The sequence below is a fragment of the Proteus vulgaris genome (assembly GCF_016239305.1).
In the GTDB taxonomy this organism is placed as follows: Bacteria; Pseudomonadota; Gammaproteobacteria; order Enterobacterales; family Enterobacteriaceae; genus Proteus; species Proteus vulgaris_C.
This window is the reverse complement of sequence record NZ_JAEHOQ010000008.1, coordinates 129123-152608: the sequence shown is the minus strand read 5'-3', so window position 1 is coordinate 152608 and position 23486 is coordinate 129123. Positions and strand designations below refer to the sequence as shown.

The following is a 23486-nucleotide window of genomic DNA, read 5'->3' as shown; positions in this document are numbered from 1 at the left end:
GAGAATAATCTGCACATCGGGTTGTTAGCTCAGTCGGTAGAGCAGTTGACTCTTAATCAATTGGTCGGGGGTTCGAACCCCCCACGACCCACCAATTTTACGCTGAGAAATCAGGCAGATAAGCCACTTAGAGATAAGTGTTTTTTTTGTTTTTATTAATAAGTGGCGACAAAGTGGCGCATTTACCTTAAGCTAAAAACTCAAAATAATACGCCAATTAAAGAAAACCATATCTGCTTATATTTCATTCGATTTTTATAATTAATGAAATTAATAGGAAAACAATTAATCTAATTTTATTGGATAACTCAACATAAAATTCTATAAACCTGACTTTATCTCTTTCTTATCTTTAAATTCCCCGCCAAAATCATCAATTAAAACATAGCTAATGGTATTTATTTTACTATCCAGTAGATTGATTTGCTGTTTGGAAAATGGCGCTATCATAGGCACAAAAATATTAGGATTATTTTCGCCAGATGCTGATTTAATAGTGACATAAAAAGGTGTTGGATTTTCAATTGTTAATTGTTTATCTGATTTCGTAAAAATAAGATCGCCACTAACATCAGAAATCGCCATAATTAAGTCATCAGGACGATAAAACACTTTTACTTGTAATCTGACAACGACATTAATTAAGCCTTCATCATATTTTTTGTTCACTGGCTTAGGCATAATTTCATATAAATTAAGCCAATAAAGCGTCTCTTTCTCTTTATCTGTATTGGTAAATTTATTAATCACTCGTACCCGTTGTGATTCGCTCGGCTTTAATTGCAATACTGGCGGTAATGATAAAGCAGAAACATTAGTTATGGTTTCTGGGGTATTTTCTGGATTACCATCATCCACCCATGTTTGAATCACCACAGGAAACTCACCATCATTTTTTATATTCAATGATGCTTCTCTGTCTGAATGATAAAGAACCACCCTTGAACCATCTAATGCTAAATTAGCTTTAGCAATAAACGAAAAACACAGTAACAGAAGAAAAATACTGCTCCTTTTCATATTTATTGCACCAGTATAATCACTTGTAATGTCGCATTAAATTTACCGGCAGTTATTTTCTCTCTCGGTAATGCTTCTAATGAGGCATATAATGTTTTGGTTAAATCGGCAATACCATTATTAAATGAAACTGAACTAGAATCATCATAAATAGGATACCAACCATAACCCTCGCCTTGCCCTTCATTAGCTAGTGTTGATAATAAATTTAATGCCGCACCTGATGGGCGATATATTCTTACACCAACCCCTTTTGCCATACTTGAGTCAGTACCATAACCATCTGTCACTAAATGGGTAATTGCGGCACCATTAGGTACTTTTAATCCTAATTCAATTGCCTTATTAACATTTTCAGGTCTAGGTAAAAATCCCATTGCGGTTTGTCCTGCTCCCGTTCCGCTGGAAATATTACTCATGCCATCGCTCGCAGGTGGTGTTAATTGACAATAAAAATCAATCGTGATCGGTAAAGTCACTTTTTTGCCACTTGCTAGCTCATTAATAGTGACCAATGGAAATGAAACATAAGGCGTAACATTTCTCACAAAACAAGTTGATGCATTGCGGATATAAATACGGCGAGACATGTTCACCGCAGCAGGCCAATAAGCATAAAAACCATGATAATTTGTAGCATGATCTGAACCATCTTTTAATAAATAAGAGATGTTAGAGCTTTGAAAGGCAATATAACCTGCTGGTTGATTAATAAAAGTAATTAACCCACTACTTGATTGAGCAGGTGGCATATCATTTGTTCTTTCATAGTTAATCTTAAATAACTCCACTTCCATATTAGAGAAATCTTTTGCTTTTACTAAAATCCAACCTTGACTATCTCTTTCTAAATTATTTAAAGCACGAGATTTCCAATAACGACTATAATATTCTCCTGTAATGGTATTTTTAATACGAATGCCTAACCCTCTTGCCAGACTAATATAAGTATCATTTAAACCTAATGCCGGATTAACTAAATTTTTCCCACCATAGTTATAGTCACCATTAGTTGAATAAAATTCTCTTAATTTACCCTCTTCATCGGCTGTACACCGAAACAATATTTGTTCCGGATCATAGACTTCATAACCGGCTTCAAAAAAAGAGACAAAACCACTCGCCACTAATGTACCCGGTATTTGAAACTGATCGTTATTAACATTAATTACTTTTGGGGTACTTCCCATTGAGCCTGAATCATCTCTCGCACCTTGCCAATTTTTCGCAGAACCTTTACCTGGCTCGGTATAATATACGCTATTAGGGTTCGTCGTCGTCGTCGTTATTTTATAACATGTTGCCAAAGCTAAAGAAGGAAATAGCATCAACGCCAATAAAATAGAAAACTGATGAGAAAGTAAACGGCGATTCAATTTCATAAGCATTGCCCTGATAATAAAATGAGTTTGTCGGCTTCTTTTTCTTCTGGTATTGAGTAAGCGATTTGACAACTATCTGCATCCTTGCCGACTGTCACTATCCCTTTTCTATTTTCAACCCTGACATAAATCTGGTTACTTTGCCCTACCATACCAACAATATGCCTATCTTTATCGTAAACATTTTCACCTAATACCAATGCATTTTCAGGCTTAACTGAAATCAATACAGGATATCCGACTTGAGTTTTAAAAATGATTTTAGTACTTGAACCTGAATATGGTGCTATTTGCTTAGTATTTTCCAGTAGCTCAATATTGTTATTTTTAATATTTTTCCCATCCAAGCTAACATTGTTATATTGATAAGGGACAAGAGAAGGCACAATAGCGTAACCAAAAGGATCAATGCGTGCGCCCATACCATTACTCACACTCGCGCCACTTGCGCCTTTTGCTTCCACTAAAGCAAAAGAATCACTAATACGAGGCCCTAATGTTACCCCGCCACTGTGTGCAACTAACGCACCTTGAATACCGACACTGCCTTGAGTGTAATGTTTACCATTAGAGATACTGCCTGATAACGTGGTAAAAGGAAGCTGTTTAATTAAATGTAAGCCACTGCCTATCGATCTATTTTGTGTGTCGTAATCTGCATTTACACTATAAGAAAGTGTTTTATCTTCCCCTAAAAGTCCTGATAAATTCGTTTGATAACTCGAATCATCACTAGAATGACTAGAAGATAGTGATAACATTGGTGAATAATCAGAGCGTCCTAATGGCATAGAAACCGATAACATCACCATATCTTCCGATATCGGATCGGTTGTTATTGGTGTAAAAGTATTATTCGCCGTCATTTGTCCCGTTTTTTGACGGCTATAGGCGAGGCTATAAGCAATATCTTTATAGGTATTTGAATAACCGATTTGATACTGAGCATCATGCCCTTTATTGCCATAATAGTTACTGATAGAGCCTGAAATATAAAGTTGTCCCCACTTATCAAGAGACTGGTTAACACTAAGTGTAAACTGGCTTTCTTGGTTATAGCTGCTAGAATTCCATTCCATGTCATTACTTGCACTTTTTCTCAATCCCAAGACATCATTATATTCGCGGAAATTTTCTGTTGAATATTTATAACCTGCGAGTGTAATAACGGTATTGGTTGGGCTAAAAGTACGGCTATAACTAACGCCTAATCGCCCACCTTGATAATTTTTACCACCCACTTCAGCATTTGAAAATGCTGAATTAAAACCTATTGCCCCTAATTTTGTAGCAATAACAGAACCGGCAAATACTGCCTGGTATTGATGTCCTACACGCATCCCTGTATTTAGCGTTACCGTATTATTCACACCATATTGCAAAGCGATATCTGAAAAATAACTATTTTCTGAACCAAAGTTATTCACTTCGCCCGCAGTAAAGTTATATTTAAAACGACCTGCCCTTACTGACTCAGGTAATGCGGTAAATGGCACTGTGAAAGAAGATACTTTGTCATTGCTTTCGTGAATTTCGACTAATAAATCCCCTTCATAACTGGTTGGATAAAGGTCATTTATTTCAAATTGTCCGGGTGATACCGTCGTTTGATAAATTTCAGTGCCATTTTGTTTTATCACTACACGGGCAGTAGTAGTCGCAATACCACGAATAACAGGCGCATAGCCTTTTTGAGAATCTGGTAACATTCTTTCATCAGACGTTAATTGGATACCTTTAAATGCTAGACTTGAAAATTGTGCACCTGTTGTATAAATATCGCCGATAACTAACATCGACTTTAACGTCAGTAACGGTTTTTGTAGATAAGTTCTTATCCAATTAAATTCACTATTACTTCCCGATTTTGATGAATTATAAGAGTAAGATGCTTGTTGGCGAAATTGCCAAGTTCCCAGATTTACACCCATGTTGACACTACCAAAACCATAGTCTGAAGTTTGTCCGTTCGATTTATTCTTATAGTAATTACCAGAATAATTAGTAAACAACATGGTGTTGCCTGCATCTAAATCATCTTCATTGACATAGCCTTGTGGTCTTCGTTTTAATAAGATTTGAGGCACTGCAATCATTATTCTAAAATTAGAAGCATCAAACGAATCTACAATATTTTTATTAATTTTGCTTAATACTAAACATTGACTATTACCTTGACTGACCTCGTTATCAAGTAATATCCCCATTTCATCAATCTGTTGTTGATTAAAACAAGGCGTCACTTTACCTTTATCATTTGATTGAAAACTCACTGTTTTTCTTTCAAAAAAACGATTATTAATGTAGATGTCAACTTCATAATCACCAGGCTCTACATAATTACTATCATGAAGCTGATTAATGTTGATATTATTTTTGCTACCTAATAATAAAGAAGGATCAAATTCATAGTCATCAGCAAATGCAGAAGGTATTGATTGCATAAATAGAGAAAATGAGCCGATTAAGAATACGACTTTTATTCTCTTATTTAGTTGTGCTGTGCTTTTTTCTATGAATTTCATTTCAATGCCATTTTTATTAATGAATTAAAGCTGTCGCGTTATTCTGCCCACCTAGATCATTAAGGTATTTATAGGTCATTTTATCGGGTGAAAATAAAGGCTTCCCACCATTCTCAGCAACTAATACTTCCGTTGATAACGGAGAAACCATAGTTGATTTAAATATAAATTTTTGTCCCGAAGCATTAGTGGCTTCAAGTTGTGAAAATGACACAAAGAAAGGTGAGTCATTTTTAATTTTTATATCGCCATTACTTTCTTTTGAGAATGATATTTGCTTCTCGATACTATTTAGCTTTGAGGCAATCGCTGTTGGGCGATAAAATATTTTTAATCGATGATGCACAATAACAGTAAAGCTATTTCCTTCTTTTATATCTTTATTTAGGTCTTTAGGTGGAATTTGCGCTACATTTAAATAGAAAATGGATTCTTTATCTTGTGGTAAACCTTCACCAGTATAAATTAATCTAGCGTCTCTCCCTGTTTTAGGATCAATACGAAAAACGGGTGGCTGAACAACAAAAGGCGCATCTGCATTATCTGGGGTTGAGTTAGGATTATTTTTATCTGCCCATATTTGCATAATGTAAGGGATTTCATCGTTATTCATAAACTTTAAAACTTCAAAGCGTGAATCTGATGAATAAACAATACGTGTTTTTAGCATAGTGACACTAGAATACGATGCTGTGCTATAACTTAAGAAAAATACGGCAATTAACATTATTATTTTTTTCATTACTTATCTTCCTCTTATATAAATAGAAAAATGTCTCCTTTATATAAAGGAGACATATAAGTATTATTGATAAGAGATAGAGTACTGCACGCTACCTTCTACTTTGCCTGCTGTTGCAACATCATCAGCATAATAACGTACAGCATAATCATAAGATGCTGATTTTTCGTTTGCTTTTAACACTAAACCTTCGTTACCTACACCAGTTAAATCAATTTTGGTACCTGTTTTCGCAGGATCAATAATTTCTAAGCTAACGTTGTTATTTGCTGCTGTATTACCAATACGACCTTCTGTTGTCAGATTATTAGCAATAAAAATGGTTTTAATATTTGTATCTGTTGGTTTAGAACCCGTACAACCACTCACTGCAATAGTAAATGGTGTTTGACCTGCCGTTTTACCCGCAGTATCTAAGGCTGTTACTGGTACTGTTGGTAATAAAACAACTGGAAGTGCTGAATTACCATTAACAGTTACAGTACAAGTTTCATCAGAAACTTCGCCTTGAAAACGAATGGTATTATCAGAAGCCGCATAAACTGTTGATGAAAAAATACCTGTGATCATCGCAGCAAGAAGCATTTTATTCATAATAAGACTCTCTCCGGTAATATATCTAAATAAGTTTATTTTTGGGTTTGAATAAATGAAAAGGCACACACGAAATAAAATGGCTTTAATAACCTTATTTCATGTTTATTACGTACTAATATTTGAGTATGTATAATTATCAGCTTATTTACTCAAAAAATGCAACTATATTCACTTCGTATAGAGGTTAATACGTATATATTTTTTGATTTTAAGCATATTCTTATAGTCAAAATATGACTATTAAGCATTTTTTAGCAAAAAAACGTTAATTTTATTAGGATTAATATTAAAAATAATATTATTTTAGTTTAAATTGATATTTATCATTTTTAATAAAACAAGGTCAACAATTTATTAATCGCCTTTAAATTTAAAAAAAAATCCCCCATTCTTTATTATTGAATAATTATTTGTATCGCTATTTCTCTTCAGTGATATTTAAACTAGATTAATCAATTAATATTTTGTTAATTGATTAAATTTATTAATAATCAGTACATTCGTTATATCATCTAAATGCAAACATAAATTACTCAACTTATATTCATTAACTTATTAATAAAGTATACAAATAACACTTTAAATAATAGTATCTTTTTACTCATTATTATATTTTATATTACCATTTATATACGCCTTTAATTTAAACGTAAAATATTCTCAAAATTATTTTTTTCACCTTACAGAAAATGATAATAATAAAAAGTATGCTGTTTGCTTTTTTAATGAAACTTCATAAGTTCCTACTGGAAGAAAAACAATTTCTCCTGCACGATATTGTGGGTCATCTGGCTCTAAATCACCGCCAGTTGTATCCTCTCCTGCACCAATAAAAACTTCACCAGATGGACAGCTTATGTTTATTTTTACATCTGGATCTTCAATTTTATTGCATAGCTTAATTGTGTAAAAACCATCATTACCTAGGCCAATAAATGCAATATTGCCTTTGTTCATTTCATCTAACGCATCATCAGGTATACTCCACCAATCTGCTGTATCTGATTTTCGATGTTGGATTGCTTGTAAATCAAAAACAACGAGAGTTGCCGTATCTGTCATAAAAGAAAACACGTTTGACATCTTAATGCTCCAAAAAACAGTTCTGATCGTACCAAAATATTTTTCTTCTCTTTATATATCGGTTAATTATATAGGATTTTATCTATACTATTTAGTAAACCAATTGCCTATACTAAATCTCTATTTTATGAATCAATATGTAGCTAGACGATAACTTGAATACAGGTACTCTTAATAAATAAAGTTACAGCTAAGCGACAAGTGACTAGTACGAATAAACGCAGGCAACAACACTGCGACTTGAAGTATGACGAGTAGCGCTGTAGCTTAAAGTATGGCAAGTATATACATGGACGGACTTATGAAATCACAATTATTCCTTCTCTCTCTTTCACTATATGCATTTTCTTCATCTTCTGCGATCGCAGCTTCAACACAATGCACTGCGACTGAAAAACAAAAAAACATTTCCAATACTACGATTATGTTACTCAGTTCCTTTAATGGCCCTGTGAAATCAGTCACGATGACAAGTACGTTGCCAAATGATGGCCGTTTTAAAGCGCTCAAAGGAGAAATTCATCTTGATGAATGTGGCAACTTACTGAAAGATAGCACATCAATGCAGGAATATATTGAAGGCAACGTAGAAACTAATTTAATAAGAACAACTCCTGATAATCCTTTAGTTATTCGGTATCAATTCCAACTAAAAAATTCCTATGGTTCGCATTCTATATATATGCAGGAAAACTATAGTAAAGATCAGCAAAATCGACTCAATAAAAAGATCACTCAATACTATGCTAATAATGGCGAGTTGATAGATACACTCACTAGCCAATTCGACTATAAAGACGGGCGCATTATTAAAGAAACTAGCAAATCGTCTGATCCTACAACTGAGATTATCACAACAGAGTACACCTATAATCCTCAAGGAAAACTACAATCCGTATTAGAAGACGGAAAAGTAAATGTAGAGTATCAGTATGATCCAGAAGGAAAAATTGTTACTCAATCAAACTATATTAAAGGCGTTAATGGAGAAGACAAAGCCTTTATCACTACTTGCCTTGAATGGGATAAATTTGATAACTGTACGAAAGAGCAACTCGAAAGCACTATAAAATTTGATGATGAAATGATTAATTACAGTAAAGCAGTGCTTCATAACGAGTTTACTTACTACGAATAATATAAAAATACTTTATTATTCTTGGTGCAAACTATTAATATAAAAATCAGACTATCAAAAATAGACTGGTTTTTATATTTTCTTCTCTATCATTTATCTACTATTAAACTAAGTGATACTTTCATTAAAAAACAATTTGTGTAAAACTACTTAAATCAATTAATGACGAATATGCTCTTTAGCACATTCTCTTTTAATAAAATTTAAGATGACTCATTACATGAAATTACCATTACTCTTTATTTTTTCTCTATACACACTTTTTATTACATTACCTGCATTTGCCACGCCCCTCTCTTGCGATCAATCACAAAAACAGGTGAATAAATACAACAATATGTTTATTACGATCGATTTTAACTATGGGCCAATAAAAAAAATCACTACTACCAGTAAATTACCAGACCAAGGCCGATTAAAAGCTTTTCAGGGAGAAACTCAATTTGATGAATGTGGAGTTTTGACTAAATATGATTTTTCTACACAAGAGTATATTCATGAACACATTGAGACTAACCTTTTAAGAATGTCTACACCTTATAACATTAAGTATAAATATCAGTTAAAAAATAGACATAGAACGCATACTCTTTATCTTGTTGAATTTTATGAAAAAAATATTCAAAATCAGTTAGTAGATAAAACATCTTATTTTTATGATGATGAGGGATCATTAATCGGTACTGATTTTGCTGAATTAATATACAAGGATAAAAAAATTGTGGCAGAAACTATTGTTGAATCTACTGCCGAAAATAAAGGTAATTCAATTCAGTACTATTACGATAAGCAAGGACGTCTTTTAAAAGCGATTGATAATAATGAGATTACTTTAGAATATCACTATGGAAATGATGGTAAAATTTTACGTCAAATGCAAATATTTACGAGTCTATATGACGATATAAGAGAATATGACAATACCTGTCGGGAATGGGATAAATATAATAATTGCTTAATCTGGGATATGGTAAGCGAAGTAAGAAAAGATGGTGTAATAATCGATACTAGCACTGCGACTGTCTATCATCAATATGAATATTATGAATAAGTTGTCAATTTTTCAGATGAAAAAATCTCAATTTAAGTATCTTACATTGTCAAAAACCAAGGCTTTTTATGCATTATTTTATCTACAAAGAACGCTAAAAAAGACATGAGATAAAACCTATTATAAATCAATTAACTAAAAGCATATTTAATTATTTTTTAGGTTGCAATTAACAATGTCATAAAATGATTTAAATCAAAATAGGTTGATAAGAATAAATTGATATTAATAACGCATCCTTTATATGAAAAATCATTTATCAATCATCACATTTAGAGTGTGCGCTCATTTTTTCTTGAGATGAAAAAATTTAATATCATCAAAAATAGACCTATTTTTAATATATTAACTCTATATTTTTCTGCACATGCTAAATAGTTTTCTATGATACTTTTATTAAAAAAATTTTTATGTAAAACTACCTAAGTCAATTAATGACGAATGTGCCCTATAGCATGTTCTCTTTTAAGATAATTTAAGATGACTCATTACATGAAATTACCATTAGTTTTTACCTTTTCTCTCTGCACATTCTTTATTACGCCCTCTACTTTTGCGATACAGCACTCTTGTGATGGGTCACAAAAACAGATAAATATCACTAATAACGTATTTATTACAATTAACTTTACATATGGCCCAGTCAAGTCAATTAACATTACCAGCAAGTTACCTGAGAACGGTCGGTTAAAAGCATTTAAAGGTGAAACTCAATTTGATGAATGTGGCTTTCTCACCAAATACAGTTTCTCTACACAAGAGTATATCCATGAAAATATTGAGACTAACCTATTAAGAATGCCAACACCTGATAATATAAAGCAGATATACCAATTAAAAAACCGCCATCGAACTCATACTCTCTACCTCAGTGAATTTTATAACAAAAACAAGCAAAATCAGTTAATAGGAAAAACATCTTATTTTTACGATAATGATGGTTCATTAATGGGTATTGATAGAAGTCAATTTTCATACCAAGATAATAAAATTGTATTATCAACAATTACTGACTCTAATTCTAATAATAAAGGAAATGTCATTCGTTATCATTACGATGAGCAAGGCCGCCTATTAAAAACAGTAAACAATAATAATGATGTAATGTCAGAATTCCGTTATGGAAAAGATGGTAAAATATTACAGCATATACAGATATATACGAGTTTATACGATGATATAAGGGAGTATGATAAAACATGCAAAGAATGGGATAAATATAATAATTGTGTGATATGGGACATGGTTACTACAATTAAACAACGAGGCAAATTAATCGATACCAGTACGGCTACTGTATATTATAAGTTAGAATATTATGAATAAGTTAGATTTTATTAATTTCCTTTTAAATGTCTCCTGTTATCAAAAAAATAAAGGCCACTTTATTTAGCTCAGTGACCTTTAATTAAATTTATACTTATAAACTCTATATTAAATATTTTAGCGATTATGTATTACGATATTGAGTTTCAGCTTCATCAAAGCGTTGTTGGTTCTCTTTACTGGGTTCTTTGCCCATTAAACTAATGGCAACAATCGCAATAGAGGCAAAAATAAAGCCAGGAATAATTTCATACAATCCGAACCATTTATATTGCATCCACACTAATACCGTTAAAGCACCAATCAACATTCCTGCAAAAGCACCATTACGTGTCATACGTTTCCACATCACAGAGATTAGAATAACAGGGCCAAAAGCAGCACCAAATCCTGCCCATGCGTTACTTACTAAATCGAGAACTTTATTATTAGGATCACGTGCTAAGAAAATTGCAATAATTGCAACTAATAACACCATACCACGTCCTACCCAAACCAGCTCTTTTTGACTTGCACCTTTACGGATGAAAGGCTTGTATAAGTCTTCTGTCAAGGCACTTGCACACACTAATAACTGACAGCTTAATGTACTCATTACGGCGGCTAGAATGGCGGATAATAAAATACCGGCAATCCATGGGTTAAACAGTAACGATGCCAGCTCCATAAAAATACGTTCATTTTTCGCCGTCACAGCCCCTGCTTGTGCCGGATTCATTTCAAAATAAGCAATACCGAAGAATCCTACCGCAACCGTTCCGCCCAAACAAAGGATCATCCACGTCATACCGATACGGCGTGCTTTGCGAATTGTTTGATTCGAATCAGCCGCCATAAAACGCGCTAAGATATGAGGTTGCCCAAAGTAACCTAATCCCCATGCCAATAAAGAGATAATGGCGATAAAATCAAGACCTTTAAACATATCAAGATAAGACGGATCTTTAGCTTTAATAATCGCAATAGAAGTATCAATACCACCAATGGAGAAAATCACAATAATCGGTGTCAGGATCAGAGCAAAAATCATTAGTGTTGCCTGAACGGTATCAGTCCAGCTTACTGCAAGAAAACCACCTAAAAAAGTATAAGCAATTGTTGCAAGTGCACCATAAATCATCGCTTCGTGGTAAGGAATATGGAAGGTTGATTCAAATAGCATTCCACCAGCAACCACACCAGATGCACAATAGATAGTAAAAAAAGTAAGAATAACTAATGCTGAAATAATACGTAGCATTTTGCTTTTATCATCAAAACGCGATGTCAGATAATCAGGTAACGTTAATGCATTATTATTTTTTCAGTTTGCAAACGTAAACGCCCTGCCACTAAGCGCCAGTTTAGCCATGCACCCAAACAAAGTCCGATAGCTATCCAACTTTCAGAAATACCAGCAAAAAAAACCACACCTGGTAATCCCATTAATAGCCATCCACTCATATCTGAAGCACCCGCTGACAGCGCAGTCACTACACTGCCCAGTCGCCGACCGCCAAGAATATAATCATCAAAATTTTTTGTTGAACGATAAGCAAGGTAGCCAATAAAAAGCATACCCAGAATATAGATCGTAAATGTAATTAGCATTGGCGAAGTTAAGGCCATAATTGCAGTTCTCCATAAATCTGTTTCCGATCATCGGTATGCTTTTGACTTGTACAGGAACGTTGCACTTCGTTGCGCATTAATGATCTTTTCAGTTTTTAATTAAAATAATTTCTTACAGCAACAGATAAAGCATTCACATCAATCCTAGAATAGGTTAACTACATTTAACAAGAAATTAACGTTTTAATGTTTAAATTTTGTTTATGACTTCACACTATTTGTCTTAATTCGAGGGGTCATTATAAATGTAAATATCAACAACATAAATATAATCAATTGATTTATATATAGATATATAGAATAGATAAATTACGCTCTTTTTCATTACGCACAAAACCTGACCACTTTCACATTATTTATAAATAAACTGTTAACAATGTTGCACAAAGTTGCAACATGAATGATATTAATAAAAATAACGGGTAATAGTACTTGTAAATGAGAAATAGAATATGAGGAGCACTGCATGAGTAGCACAACAATGGGTGTTAGACTTGATGAAGATACCCGCAATAGATTAAAAGAGGCTGCACAAAAATTAGATAGGACATCGCATTGGTTAATTAAACAGGCTATTTTCAATTATCTAGAACAAATTGAAAATGATCAGGTTAATCTTGGTAACTCAACATTTGTAGAACAAGATATTGATGAAAGCACTGAAACACCAACCGCTCATTATCAGCCTTTCTTGGAGTTTGCTGAACATATTCACCCTCAATCTGTTTTACGCTCTGCCATTACCTCTGCATATCGTACACCTGAGATACAAGCTGTTCCTATGCTGTTGCAACAAGCGACATTACCCGAAAATGAAGCTCAAGCAACGCATAAATTAGCCTATTCCATTGCCGATAAATTACGTAAACAAAAAAATGGCATCGGGCGTTCAGGACTTGTACAAGGCTTATTACAAGAATTTTCACTTTCTTCACAAGAAGGCGTGGCTTTAATGTGTTTAGCGGAAGCGTTACTGCGTATTCCAGATAAAGCCACGCGTGATGCCCTTATTCGTGACAAAATTAGTCATGGTAATTGGCGCTCACACTTAGGGCAAAGCCAATCGATGTTCGTGAATGCGGCTACGTGGGGCTTATTATTCACAGGTAAATTAGTTTCTACTCATAATGAAGAAAAACTTTCTAACTCTTTAAATCGTATCTTAACCAAAAGTGGTGAGCCATTAGTACGTAAAGGCGTTGATATGGCGATGCGTTTGATGGGTGAGCAATTCGTCACAGGTGAAACTATTTCTCAAGCATTAGCGAATGCACGTAAGCTTGAAGAAAAAGGCTTTAGCTACTCTTATGATATGTTAGGAGAAGCTGCACTAACAGAAAAAGATGCGCAAGATTATTTAGTTTCTTATCAGCAAGCTATCCACGCCATTGGTAAAGCCTCTAACGGCAGAGGTATTTATGAAGGCCCAGGAATATCTATCAAGCTTTCGGCATTACACCCTCGCTACAGTCGTGCACAATATGAACGTGTTATGTCAGAACTTTACCCACGCCTGCTCTCATTAACATTACAAGCAAAACAATATGATATCGGTATTAATATTGATGCAGAAGAAGCGGATAGACTTGAGATTTCACTTGATTTGCTTGAAAAACTCTGTTTTGAACCTGAATTAGCGGGTTGGAATGGGATTGGTTTTGTAATTCAAGCCTATCAAAAGCGTTGTCCATTAGTGATTGATTATGTCATCGATTTAGCTCGTCGGAGCCGTCGTCGCTTAATGATCCGTTTAGTTAAAGGTGCATATTGGGATAGCGAAGTAAAACGCGCTCAAATTGATGGTCTTGAGGATTACCCTGTTTATACTCGTAAAGTGTATACTGATGTTTCCTATTTGGCTTGTGCGAAGAAACTACTTGCATCAACTAACTTTATTTATCCTCAATTTGCAACGCATAACGCACACACACTTTCTGCAATTTATCATTTGGCAGGACAGAACTATTACCCAGGACAATATGAATTCCAGTGTTTACATGGCATGGGTGAGCCTCTTTATGCACAAGTTGTAGGGAAAATTGCAGATGGGAAGTTAGGTCGTCCTTGTCGCATTTATGCACCTGTAGGAACACACGAAACGTTACTCGCCTATTTAGTGCGCCGTTTACTTGAAAATGGTGCAAACACCTCATTTGTAAATCGAATCGCAGATACCACGATTTCCCTTGATGAATTGGTCGCTGATCCGGTTAAAGAAGTCAATAAAATGGCACAGGCTGAGGGGCAAATTGGACTTTCACACCCTAAAATTCCACTTCCTCATCAGCTTTATGGTAATGAGCGTAAAAATTCACCGGGTATTGATATGTCAAATGAGCACCGTTTGGCATCACTCTCTAGTGCATTATTAACCTCTGCCACTGAAAATAGACATTGTGAGCCATTGTTAGGTGATACGTTTAATTCTTCAGAAAAAACACAAAATCCTCAATCTGTTTTAAACCCAGCAAATCATGCTGATACCGTGGGTACAGTAAGGGAAGCCACTGAAGCTGAAGTGGATTTTGCTTTAACTGTTGCTCAAGAAAATGGAGAAATATGGTTTGCAACGCCCCCGACACAAAGAGCCTCTTTCTTAATTCGTACTGCGGAATTAATGGAACAACAAATGGGTCCATTAATGGGAACTTTAGTACGTGAAGCGGGTAAAACTTATAGCAATGCCATTGCAGAAGTACGAGAAGCGATTGATTTTCTCTATTATTATGCGGCACAAGTTGCACAAGACTTTGATAACAATACACATCGCCCTTTAGGGCCTGTGGTTTGTATCAGCCCCTGGAACTTCCCGTTAGCTATTTTTAGTGGACAGATTGCCGCAGCGTTAGCCGCAGGTAATACCGTACTTGCTAAACCTGCTGAGCAAACACCTTTAATTGCTTCAAAAGCAGTTGAACTCTTCCATCAAGCTGGTGTTCCTCGCTTTGCATTACAACTTTTACCAGGTCAAGGCGAAACTATTGGCGCACGTTTAGTGGCTGATGAACGTGTTCGTGGTGTGATGTTTACAGGCTCGACAGACGTTGCCCATATTTTACAAAAAACCTTAGCTGGCCGATTAGATAGCGAAGGTCACCCTGTTCCTTTAATTGCAGAAACGGGTGGCTTAAATGCCATGATTGTGGATTCTTCTGCATTAACTGAACAGGTCGTTACGGATGTTATGGCTTCAGCTTATGATAGTGCTGGTCAACGTTGTTCTGCGTTACGACTGTTATGTATTCAAGAAGAAGTGGCAGATCACACCATTGAGATGCTTAAAGGAGCTATGGCACAAGCAGTAATAGGTGATCCTAGTTTATTATCCACTGATATTGGCCCTGTTATCGATAAAGAAGCGAAAAAAGGTATTGAGAAGCATATTCAAGTTATGCGCACAGCGGGTTACGATATTTATCAAGCCTCACACAATAGTCTGCCAAAACAAATTGAAAATAACAGTACCTTTGTTCAACCGACTTTAATTGAATTAGATAAAGTCAGTTCTCTAAAAAGAGAGATTTTTGGCCCTGTATTACATGTTGTGCGTTATGCAAGCCAAGATTTACCTGCATTACTCGAAGAAATTAATGCGACAGGCTATGGCTTAACGATGGGCGTTCATACGCGTATTGATGAGACTATTGCTTATGTTGCATCAAATGCCAAAGTGGGGAATTTATATGTAAATCGTAATATGGTTGGTGCAGTGGTGGGTGTTCAACCCTTTGGTGGTGAAGGATTATCTGGTACAGGCCCGAAAGCCGGGGGCCCTATTTATCTGTATCGCTTATTATCTAAACGCCCTGAAAATGCAGCAACACAAACACTAGCCCGTCAAGATGAAACATTCCCGCTTGATACTTCTATGCGTAACTTACAAACTTATAATAAGTATATGGAATGGTTATCAAACAAAGCAGACAAATCACACTATGAAGCCTTAGAAAAATATGCGTTTGCGTCCCAAGCAGGAACATTACGTGTATTACCTGGTCCTACTGGCGAACGTAATACTTACCAATTAGTTCCTTGCGGTAATGTGCTTTGTATTTCAGATAATGAACAAGATGCGCTAACTCAAATAGCGGGTGTTCTCGCTTCGGGTTGCCATGCCGTTATCGTCAATAGGTCGTTCTCACAAAAAACATACCGTGAATTACCTGATATTGTTAGAAAAGCAATTACGGTCACTGAAAATTGGACTGATGATCCATTGAAAATAAATGCGGTTATTTATCATGGTGATGGTGATCAATTACGTGAAACTTGCCAGAAAATTGCTCAACGCAAAGGGGCAATAATCTCTGTTCAAGGATTTTCACGAGGTGAAACGGGCTTATTGTTAGAACGTTTATTACATGAAAGAGCATTAAGCATTAATACCGCAGCCGCAGGTGGTAACGCAAGTTTAATGACCATTAGTTAATTAGCTCTCCTCTTTTTCTCTTTTTATTTTGAGACCACCTTTAAGAACTATTTAATTAAAGGTGGTTTTTTCTTTTATTAATCTATTAGTTATAAAAAATAGCTAAGATAGGTATTTATCTTAATGCTGTGACTGTTCTCACTCTTTTTATATTTATCCATCGCCGACTATTGAATTAGTAAATATACTTGTCGCCAAGTCAACCAAAGCCTAGAAGTTGATTGAATTATATCGTTATGTATACCTTAAAAGTTACGCCCTTCGGGGCGTTTTTTTTACTTATTAATTCCCATGTTAATGCCATATTAATGTCATGCCATAAACACAATATTGTATTTAATCATCGATAAATAAAGAAATTGAAAAACAACGAAGAGATTAAGTAAGAAAAAACAGAAAGAATTTTGAATTAAGTCAAAAGAAAAAGGAGTAGGCTAAGCTACTCCTTTTAAGGTCTCTCTTGAGCGCAATTAGTGACTACTATTCATTGATGGTGGTTCTTGACACCAATCAAGATATTGCTCGTACTTACGTAGCGCAATATTGTAATTACTAAATGCCGAGGGAGTGAGCTTTTTACTCAGGTCTGACTGAATTTTCTCTGTCGTAAATTCTTGACGAGGAAAATTAGTTGAAGTCAGTAATTCATCGAGCCGACGTAAACGAACCACATACTCACGAACAGTACTGTGGCTCATCTCCGTTTGTTCAAACAAATACTGCTTAAAAGACATAATGTCAAAGTAGTCAGTTTCACTATTACAGTAAATCTCACTACAAAAACGGCATAGCGCAGAGAATTTCTCTTGTAACGTTTCCCACGTTTCATCATCAATTAAATCCGTCATTTCAGAAATGGCTTCTTTATTGATAACTTGGCGATTGAATACGAGAGAGATCCGATCAAGCGCCTTGTGGCAATGTAGACAATGAGTCTGGCTGTGTTTATAGTCTTTAATGTAACGGCTTAGCGGCCGTTTCTTTTGTGTTGAAACAGACATAAGAGATAAAGCCCTGTGTTGTAGTCTTAATAAACAAAAACAAAAATAAGCAAAACTTCTATTTCTCTGGGTTTAAGCGTGCTCGCAGCCTTTTTATGGCTTGGCTGTGTAGCTGGCTCACGCGGGATTCCCCGACATTAAGCACTGCGCCTATTTCTTTCAAATTAAGTTCTTCCTGATAATACAGAGTAAGAACCATTTTTTCCCTTTCGGGAAGCAATTCTATCGCGTCTATGACTCTTTGGCGAATATCACTTTCTAATAACATCTGTAATGGATTGTCATCATGATCTTCGTCTTGAGACGGTTCACAGCTTTCACCGTATATTTCATGCCATTCGTCATAAGAGAACAATTGGCTATTATTCGTATCCAATAGGATCTGCCGGTATTCTGCTAACTCAATCTGCAAATGATCAGCAACTTCCTGTTCTAATGGGGGTCGTCCTAGATCCTGCTCTAATTGATGAATAGAATGTGTAACTTCTCTTGCATTGCGACGCACACTACGTGGCGCCCAATCTCGACTGCGTAGCTCATCTAGCATAGAGCCACGGATACGTTGAACAGCGTAAGTGGTAAAGGCAGCACCTTGCATTGAGTCAAAACGCTCAACAGCGTTTAATAACCCAATTCCACCCGCTTGCAAAAGATCATCCAATTCAACACTCGCAGGTAACTTGACCTGTAATCGTAATGCTTCATGGCGAACCAACGGGACATATCGCTCCCAGAGGCTATTTTTGTCCATCACGCCTTCGGCGGTATACAAATCACTCACAACAAAAGACACCTTTGGATAAAAGACCGGAAACCATTATCTGGCGAAATAAATTTAGCAATCGGTTGAACAGTGAAGCAAAAGCGCCTCTTTTTCACCTATGCCAAATTTTCAGCAAAAATTGGGTTTTCATTGGTAAATTAATTTGTCATTGCATTACGAGAACTACTTTACCTTAAAACATCCACCGCTAATCCTTAGAAAAACCGTTAATTAAATTGATAATTTATCTCATTAAAAGAAATCGACGCATTGAATATGCATTTAGTTCATAAAAAAATAACATATAAATCATAGTATTTTATTTTGTGAGATTTTAGCGTCTAATTAGCGAGTTGAAATACTCATAAATGATTAATTAAAAAAACGATTGTTTTGATGAAAAAACACCCACTACAAAATAGTGTAGTGGGTGTAATTTGAGGATTATTTAAAAATAGGATTAACGTAATAACGAAAGAACTGATTTCGGTACTTGATTTGCTTGCGCAAGTACAGAAGTACCCGCTTGTTGCAGAATTTGGCCTTTGCTCATATTCGATACTTCAGTTGCATAATCTGCATCTAAAATACGGCTACGTGAAGCCGATAAATTATTGACTGTATTATTTAAGTTAGTAATAGTAGATTCAAAACGATTTTGTACAGCACCTAATTTAGATCGCGCTTCATCCACTCTATTGATTGCAGAATCTAATGTTTCAAGTGCATCAGCATTAACACTTAATACTTTAACATCAGTACCTGCTTTTGCAATAAATTCGTTAGCAGTAACAGCTACCCCAGCTTTTAATGTTACTTCGGTTGGAGTTGTCGCATCAGCTTCGAAATCTGAAGAAGAAACTAAATACTCTTTATTACCTGATGTTGCAATATATTTATCTTTTACAACTTTACCATCGACTTCATATTCTTTAACGCTTAGACCGCTTTTATAAGCTGTTACACCACTAACACCCAATTTATCCGCGGCAACTGTAGCACCTGCTTTTGTTTCCCCTTTTTTAACTGTTGATTCGGTATATAACTTATCGTTTCCAACTGCTAAAGTAACATTATCGATTTTATCCAATTTGAATTTAATTGCTTCTTTATCATTCGTACCCACTTGAATGGTCATTTCTGTATCACCACTCAATACTTTCACACCATTAAATTGAGTTTGTTCAGAAATACGATCAATTTCAGCAAAACGTTCTGTTACTTCATTTTGAATGGACGAAATATCAGAATCTGAATTAGTGCCATTTTTAGCTTGAACGGTAAGTTCACGAATACGTTGTAGATTGGTATTAATTTCGTTTAATGCCCCTTCTGTGGTTTGAGCAACAGAAATACCATCATTCGCATTACGAGAAGCCTGTGTTAAACCGTTAATATTTGAAGTAAAACGGTTCGCAATCGCTTGACCTGCGGCATCATCTTTTGCGCTATTGATACGCATACCAGAAGATAAACGTTCAATTGCAGTACCTAACGAGCCTTGTGATTTATTTAAATTATTTTGGGTCACTAAAGACAGATAGTTTGTATTAATAACTTGTGCCATACAATATTCCTTCGACTTGATTTTAAAATGTTTTTAAATGAATAGGCTTGTTATTACGTCTCTGTAATAACCTTGCCTAGACACTATCGTCATCAATTTCGAAGGTTTTACGATTTTTGGCGTCGCGAAAATAGCAATAAAAGCCAGACAATTAATTTTTAAGAAATAATTTATTTAAAAGAAAAGAGAAATAAGTTGAGAGAAAAAATAAAACTAAAAAAGAGTGGGTTTAAAGATAAAACACACAAACAAAAAAAGGCCCTCTTACGAGGACCTTTTGGATATAGAAAGGTATCTTTTGTGTCAGAGTACGAATTAACGTAACAGAGACAGAACTGATTGTGGTACTTGGTTTGCTTGAGCAAGTACAGAAGTACCCGCTTGTTGCAGAATTTGACCACGACTCATGTTAGACACTTCTGTTGCGTAGTCAGCATCTAAGATACGGCTACGTGAAGCAGATAAGTTGTTAACAGTGTTGTTCAGGTTGTTGATAGTAGATTCAAAACGGTTTTGAATCGCACCTAATTTAGAACGGCTTTCATCAATTTTATTGATAGCTTCGTCTAAAGTAGCCAGTGCATCATCTTTAACGTCTAATTTCGCTTTACCATCAGTCGCTTTGAATGCTTCTTCAGTACCATCAATTTTAACTACGTTAGCACCATCATCTTTCAGGCCAGCAACAACTTGAGTACCATCATCTTTAGTAATTACATATTTATCAGTAGATTCAACACCACCTTCTATGTATTTAGTTGCTGATTTAATACCAGTATCAAAAGCTGAACCTGCTTTGATATCAGCAGCTGTGACTGCATCACCTTTAGCTTTTGCAGTACCTGCTGCTGTTTTTTCAAACAGTTTTTCTTTTGAAACGCCTAAAGTGTCGTTATCAACTTTATCTAAGTTAAACTCGATAACTTCATTATCATTAGTACCCACTTGAATAGTCATCGTTGACTTTTCGCCACTCAGTACTTTAACGCCGTTAAACTGAGTTTGTCCGGAGATACGAGTGATTTCATCTAAACGTTCAGTAACTTCGTTTTGGATTGAAGTGATATCTGAGTCAGAGTTAGTACCGTTTTTAGCTTGAACTGTTAACTCACGGATACGTTGTAAGTTGTTGTTGATTTCGTTCAGTGCGCCTTCAGTAGTTTGAGCGATAGAGATACCATCGTTCGCATTACGTGAAGCTTGAGTTAAACCATTGATGTTAGAAGTGAAACGGTTAGCAATCGCTTGACCTGCTGCATCGTCTTTAGCGCTGTTGATACGCAGACCAGAAGACAGACGCTCGATTGCACTTCCTAAAGCTCCCTGAGATTTGTTCAGGTTGTTTTGAGTTACCAGAGATAGATAGTTGGTATTAATGACTTGTGCCATAGCTAGATTCCTTTAAAATCAAGTCGATAAAATAAAAGTTTGCCTATTCATTTTCGGTGTTAATCACCGGCAACAAGTTTATCGGCACCCCACATACAACCTTTAACTTTTCCTACAAATATTTCTGCGTTTTTTTATAGAATTAATATCAAGTCAATGATAAACAAAGAAATTAATTTATTATTTTTTTATTCAATTTTTATCAATTTTCGTCTCAATCCTTTTTCTCCCCTTCTAAATTCGACTTTAGTCACCAATGGCAATAAAAGGCTTCTATATGGCAGCCTGTTTCACTCATCAAAAATACCAAATAGACGTAAACTTTTCGCCGATTCTACCGATAACGTTTTTTGAGGATTATTTTACGAACACAGAAAGGAGACCGGTATGGCTGGTATTGCTTCACTAGGCGTGGGCTCAGGGATGCCTCTTAGCCAAACATTGGCACAATTAGAGGCGGCGGAAAATAAACGCCTTGAACCCCTAGATAAACAGATGAAAAGCTACGAAGCGCAAATTACCGCTTACGGTAAAATTCGTAGCCAACTTGATAAGTTACAAAAAGCATCAGAAGATTTAAAGAAATTCGACAAGATAGTTGCAACCAAAGTAGACGATGAGTTTGATGCTTTTAAAGTGACGACGGATGGTAAAGCCAGTGTGGGTAACTATACTGTTTCTGTTGAACAGTTAGCTAAGTCACAATCTTTAAAAACACAACCTGTTGATGATATTAAAAAATCATTAGGTAAAACATTAGGTGAAGGTAATAAGCGCACTCTTATCATCACACAAGAAGGTGAAAAAGAGCCATTACGTATTGAATTAAACGATAGTCAAACATCTATTCTTGAATTACGTGATGCGATTAATAAAAAAGAAGGTAATGTTTCAGCAAGTATTGTTAAAGCGAAAGATGGTGAAAACTATTTAACACTAACTTCTCGCAAAGAAGGTACAAAATCTGAAATGAAAATTGAGGTAATTGGTGACGATGATCTCGCTTCATACCTTAATTATGATCCTAAAAATACTGAACTGTCTGATCCATCCAATCCTGATTCTAACTTGGTTGATAAATCCTCCAAAATGACACAGGTTGTTAAAGCTCAAAACTCTATTGTCAATATTAATGGTATTGATATTGAGCGCCAGACGAATGAGATTAAAGATGCACCAGAAGGGATCACTTTAAATCTAAAGAAAACGACCTTTGATAATAAAGACAAAGCAGATAAGCCTGAAATTATAAACGTTGCTCGTGATATTGAGCCAATGAAAAAAGCAATTCAAGCTTGGACAGACGCTTATAACGAATTAAACAGTACTTACAAATCACTCACTAAATATACGCAAGTTGAGAAAGGTGAAGCGGCATCAAAAGATAATGGTGTATTACTCGGTGATACCACCAGCCGTATGATTATGTCTGAACTAAAAAGCTTTGTAACTAGCTCACAAAGCACCTCAGATATGGATACCCTGAATAAAATGGGTATTAAATTTAAGGTTGATGGCTCTTTAGATATCGATAGCAAAAAACTGGATGAAGCGTTAAAGGAAAAACCCGCTAACGTGAAAGAGTTTTTTATGGGTGACGGTAAAGAAACTGGTTTTGGTACTCAAACCTATAATTACCTGAAAAAAACCCTGCAATCTAATGATGGTACTTTAGATGTTGCCACTGATGGCGTGAAAAAACGCAAGAAAACATTAGATAGCCAAATTAAAAACACGGAACGTAATATTGCAGCCACGATGGAACGCTATAAAAAACAGTTCCAACAGTTAGATAAAATGGTCAACTCCATGGCTAACTCCAGTGCCTCAATCGACCGTTTATTAATGTAATTTTTAAAAGT

At 35.3% G+C, this 23486-nt stretch carries 15 protein-coding genes, 1 tRNA gene and 1 pseudogene; 6 read left to right on the top strand and 11 right to left on the bottom strand.

Features of this window, described 5'->3' with window-relative positions:
• Positions 1-18: 18 nt before the first annotated feature.
• A tRNA-Lys gene (locus JEP40_RS08370) sits at positions 19-94 on the top strand.
• Between the two features lie 227 nt (positions 95-321).
• Here the strand turns inward: JEP40_RS08370 and JEP40_RS08365 are convergent.
• From JEP40_RS08365 to JEP40_RS08340, 6 genes are all read right to left on the bottom strand, one after another.
• Complete coding sequence (locus JEP40_RS08365) at positions 322-1020, bottom strand: molecular chaperone (protein ID WP_198623174.1); 699 nt, start codon at positions 1018-1020, stop codon at positions 322-324.
• Positions 1021-1022: 2 nt separating this feature from the next.
• Entirely contained in the window at positions 1023-2402 is a 1380-nt protein-coding gene (locus JEP40_RS08360; RefSeq protein ID WP_198623173.1) for a fimbrial protein, read from the bottom strand.
• Positions 2399-4927 carry a fimbria/pilus outer membrane usher protein gene (locus JEP40_RS08355; RefSeq protein WP_198623172.1) on the bottom strand — a complete coding sequence of 843 codons (2529 nt, stop codon included), beginning with the start codon at positions 4925-4927 and terminating at the stop codon, positions 2399-2401. Before JEP40_RS08355 ends, JEP40_RS08360 begins: the two co-directional genes overlap by 4 nt.
• A 16-nt stretch (positions 4928-4943) precedes the next feature.
• The gene (locus tag JEP40_RS08350; protein ID WP_198623171.1) at positions 4944-5669 is read right to left on the bottom strand and encodes a molecular chaperone; all 726 of its coding nucleotides are present in this window, start codon (positions 5667-5669) and stop codon (positions 4944-4946) included.
• Between the two features lie 63 nt (positions 5670-5732).
• The gene (locus JEP40_RS08345; protein ID WP_198623170.1) at positions 5733-6263 is read right to left on the bottom strand and encodes a fimbrial protein; all 531 of its coding nucleotides are present in this window, start codon (positions 6261-6263) and stop codon (positions 5733-5735) included.
• 678 nt (positions 6264-6941) lie between these two features.
• Positions 6942-7349, bottom strand: a complete 408-nt coding sequence (locus JEP40_RS08340; protein WP_198623169.1) for a DUF6386 family protein — start codon at positions 7347-7349, stop codon at positions 6942-6944.
• A 301-nt stretch (positions 7350-7650) separates the two neighbouring features.
• On the opposite strand from JEP40_RS08340, the gene JEP40_RS08335 reads away from it, so the two are divergent.
• The 3 genes from JEP40_RS08335 (at position 7651) to JEP40_RS08325 (ending at position 10864) form a co-directional block, all read left to right on the top strand.
• Positions 7651-8487 carry a hypothetical protein gene (locus tag JEP40_RS08335; RefSeq protein WP_198623168.1) on the top strand — a complete coding sequence of 279 codons (837 nt, stop codon included), beginning with the start codon at positions 7651-7653 and terminating at the stop codon, positions 8485-8487.
• 220 nt (positions 8488-8707) lie between these two features.
• On the top strand, positions 8708-9538 hold the full coding sequence (locus tag JEP40_RS08330) for a hypothetical protein (RefSeq protein WP_198623167.1): 831 nt from the start codon (positions 8708-8710) through the stop codon (positions 9536-9538).
• Between the two features lie 492 nt (positions 9539-10030).
• Positions 10031-10864, top strand: a complete 834-nt coding sequence (locus JEP40_RS08325; RefSeq protein ID WP_198623166.1) for a hypothetical protein — start codon at positions 10031-10033, stop codon at positions 10862-10864.
• A gap of 124 nt (positions 10865-10988) precedes the next feature.
• Here the strand turns inward: JEP40_RS08325 and putP are convergent.
• Positions 10989-12472: pseudogene (gene putP, locus JEP40_RS08320) on the bottom strand (sodium/proline symporter PutP).
• 469 nt (positions 12473-12941) lie between these two features.
• Between putP and putA the strand changes: the two are divergent.
• Positions 12942-16904, top strand: a complete 3963-nt coding sequence (gene putA, locus JEP40_RS08315; RefSeq protein WP_198623165.1) for a trifunctional transcriptional regulator/proline dehydrogenase/L-glutamate gamma-semialdehyde dehydrogenase — start codon at positions 12942-12944, stop codon at positions 16902-16904.
• A 470-nt stretch (positions 16905-17374) separates the two neighbouring features.
• Here the strand turns inward: putA and fliZ are convergent, their stop codons facing one another.
• The 4 genes from fliZ to JEP40_RS08295 form a co-directional block, all read right to left on the bottom strand.
• Positions 17375-17905 (bottom strand): flagella biosynthesis regulatory protein FliZ, encoded by a 531-nt coding sequence (fliZ, locus tag JEP40_RS08310; RefSeq protein WP_006533125.1) that lies wholly within the window; start codon positions 17903-17905, stop codon positions 17375-17377.
• 58 nt (positions 17906-17963) lie between these two features.
• Positions 17964-18686: an RNA polymerase sigma factor FliA gene (locus JEP40_RS08305; RefSeq protein ID WP_198623164.1), complete on the bottom strand. Its 723-nt coding sequence runs from the start codon at positions 18684-18686 to the stop codon at positions 17964-17966.
• A 442-nt stretch (positions 18687-19128) separates the two neighbouring features.
• Positions 19129-20235 (bottom strand): FliC/FljB family flagellin, encoded by a 1107-nt coding sequence (locus JEP40_RS08300; protein WP_198623163.1) that lies wholly within the window; start codon positions 20233-20235, stop codon positions 19129-19131.
• A gap of 315 nt (positions 20236-20550) precedes the next feature.
• Positions 20551-21624 carry a FliC/FljB family flagellin gene (locus tag JEP40_RS08295; protein ID WP_198623162.1) on the bottom strand — a complete coding sequence of 358 codons (1074 nt, stop codon included), beginning with the start codon at positions 21622-21624 and terminating at the stop codon, positions 20551-20553.
• 387 nt (positions 21625-22011) lie between these two features.
• Between JEP40_RS08295 and fliD the strand changes: the two genes are divergently transcribed.
• Positions 22012-23475 carry a flagellar filament capping protein FliD gene (gene fliD, locus JEP40_RS08290; protein WP_198623161.1) on the top strand — a complete coding sequence of 488 codons (1464 nt, stop codon included), beginning with the start codon at positions 22012-22014 and terminating at the stop codon, positions 23473-23475.
• Positions 23476-23486: the final 11 nt, after the last annotated feature.